This window comes from Streptomyces sp. NH27 (assembly GCF_056859195.1).
The window spans coordinates 1-2,550 of the sequence record NZ_JACEGK010000762.1; the positions used below are offsets into that span (position 1 = coordinate 1).

General features: G+C 70.4%; 2 protein-coding genes. One reads left to right on the forward strand and one right to left on the reverse strand.

The genetic code is table 11. The features are described from left to right. A partial coding sequence (locus AC13HU_RS35475) for a DEAD/DEAH box helicase (protein WP_483046117.1) occupies nucleotides 1–1,374 on the reverse strand: 1,374 nt, incomplete at its 3' end. Between the two features lie 380 nt (nucleotides 1,375–1,754). Between AC13HU_RS35475 and AC13HU_RS35480 the strand changes: the two genes are divergently transcribed. Beyond that, nucleotides 1,755–2,495, forward strand: a complete 741-nt coding sequence (locus tag AC13HU_RS35480) for a ferritin-like fold-containing protein (protein ID WP_483046118.1) — start codon at nucleotides 1,755–1,757, stop codon at nucleotides 2,493–2,495. Nucleotides 2,496–2,550 lie beyond the last annotated feature (55 nt).

Below are 2,550 nucleotides of genomic sequence, written 5' to 3' on the forward strand. Positions count from 1 at the left end.
GCCACCGGTCTCGCCGAGGTCCTCGACCACTTCCGCGTCGAGCCCGGCACGGGTCCGGTCGGCCCGGGGCAGTATCCCCTTGGTGCCCGCGGGGATGCCGAGCAGTTCGTAGAGGTGCGGAGACGTGGAGTAGGTCTCCTCCGGGTCGTTGAAGGTCAGCTCCAGCGCCTTGTTGATCAGCTGCCAGCGCGGGATGTCGTCCCAGTCGACCAGGGTGATCGCGGTGCCGGAGGCGCCGGCCCGGCCGGTGCGACCGATCCGGTGCAGGTAGGTCTTCTCGTCTTCCGGCGTCTGGTAGTTGATCACGTGGGTGACGCCTTCGACGTCGATACCGCGTGCGGCGACATCGGTGCAGACGAGGACGTCCACCTTGCCGTTGCGGAACGCGCGCAGCGCCTGCTCACGGGCGCCCTGGCCGAGGTCGCCGTGCACCGCGCCGGAGGCGAACCCGCGCTTCTCCAACTGCTCGGCGACATCGGCCGCGGTCCGCTTGGTGCGGCAGAAGATCATCGCCAGGCCGCGGCTCTCGGCCTGGAGGATGCGGGAGACCAGCTCCGGCTTGTCCATGGAGTGCGCACGAAAGACGTGCTGCGTGGTGTTGGCCACGGTCGCGCCGTGGTCGTCGGGCGCGGTGGCGCGGATGTGGGTCGGCTGCGACATGTAGCGCCGGGCCAGATTGATCACGGCGCCGGGCATCGTGGCGGAGAACAGCATGGTCTGGCGCCGCGCGGGCAGCATGGCCATGATCTTCTCGACGTCGGGGAGGAAGCCGAGGTCCAGCATCTCGTCGGCCTCGTCGAGGACGAGGGCGCGGACGTGCTTGAGGTTCAGCTTCTTCTGGCCGGACAGGTCGAGCAGGCGGCCGGGGGTGCCGACGATCACGTCGACGCCCTTCTTCAGCGCCTCGACCTGCGGTTCGTACGCCCGCCCGCCGTAGATCGCGGTGACCCGCACCGCGCGGACCTTGCCTGCGGTGAGCAGGTCGTTGGTGACCTGCTGGCACAGCTCGCGGGTGGGGACGACGACGAGCGCCTGCGGCGCGTCGGTGAGCTGGTCAGGGGTGGCGCGGCCGGCCTCGACGTCGGCGGCGACGGTGACCCGCTCCAGCAGCGGCAGGCCGAAACCGAGCGTCTTGCCGGTGCCGGTCTTGGCCTGGCCGATGACGTCGTTGCCCGCGAGGGCGACCGGGAGCGTCATCTCCTGGATCGGGAAGGGGGTGATGATGCCGACGGCCTCAAGGGCTTCGGCGGTCTCGTCGAGAATTCCTAGGCTGCGAAAAGTCGTGGTGGTCAGGATGTTGCCTCTTCTGTGAGACGCGGCACTGGCGGCGAGGGGGTCGAGCAGCCGATGCGTCGGGTGGGACGAATCAGTCACTGACCGCGCAGAGGTGTCGTACGGCCATAGGTCGGCCGTTTAGGCGCGGGACCGCTGCCCTCGCTCAAGCCGCGAGTGGGCCCCTCCCGATGACGGGAAGGCGGTCGGTTCGGAGCCGATCGGGCCACCGACCGGGCATCCAGGTGTTGCACACGTGGCCCGTCGTAGGTCGATGCCAGGCCGACTGTCGACGGGTGCATTACCACTCTACCCCGGAAACACGTAGCTGCACCCGATCAAATGTTTCGTTCGGGACGTCATCGGGTCACGGCGACCGCTCGCCGACCGCCGCCGGGCGACGTCCGGGCGCGACCGGAACAGGCGGCCGAAGCCGTCACCGCGGGCGTCCGAGGCCGGCGGACTTGGCTATTGTGCCCAGCATGGACACGCCTGCTGAGACGCCCACCGACAACCAGCCGACCGTTACCGGTATCGCCGCCCAGGACTGGGCCACGGCGTCCGCGCAGCCGCAGTACCGCGCCGCCGTCGTCGACCTGCTCGGCGCGCTGACGTACGGCGAGCTCGCCGCGTTCGAACGACTCGCGGAGGACGCGAAGCTCGCGCCGACGCTGACGGACAAGGCGGAGCTGGCCGCGATGGCGACGGCCGAGTTCCACCACTTCGAGCAGTTGCGGGACCGGCTCGCGGAGATCGGCGAGGCGCCGCACGAAGCGATGGCGCCGTTCGCCGCGGCGCTCGACGGCTTCCACCGCCAGACCGCGCCGTCGGACTGGCTGGAGGGCCTGGTCAAGGCGTATGTCGGCGACTCGATCGCGTCGGACTTCTACCGTGAGGTTGCCGCCCGGCTGGACTCCGACACCCGCACGCTCGTGCTCGCCGTCCTCGACGACACCGGCCACGCCACCTTCGCGGTGGAGAAGGTGCGTGCGGCGATCGAGGCGGAGCCGCGGGTCGGTGGACGGCTCGCGCTGTGGGCGCGGCGGCTGATGGGGGAGGCGCTGTCGCAGGCGCAGCGGGTGGTCGCGGACCACGACGCGCTCTCCACGATGCTGGTGGGCGGGGTGGCGGACGGGTTCGACCTCGCGGAGGTGGGGCGGATGTTCTCTCGGATCACGGAGGCCCACACCAAGCGGATGGCTTCGCTGGGCCTCGCGGCATAAAGGGTGCCGGGGTGCCCCCTCCCCCCGGGTGCCCTCGAAGGTCAGGGGCTCAAGA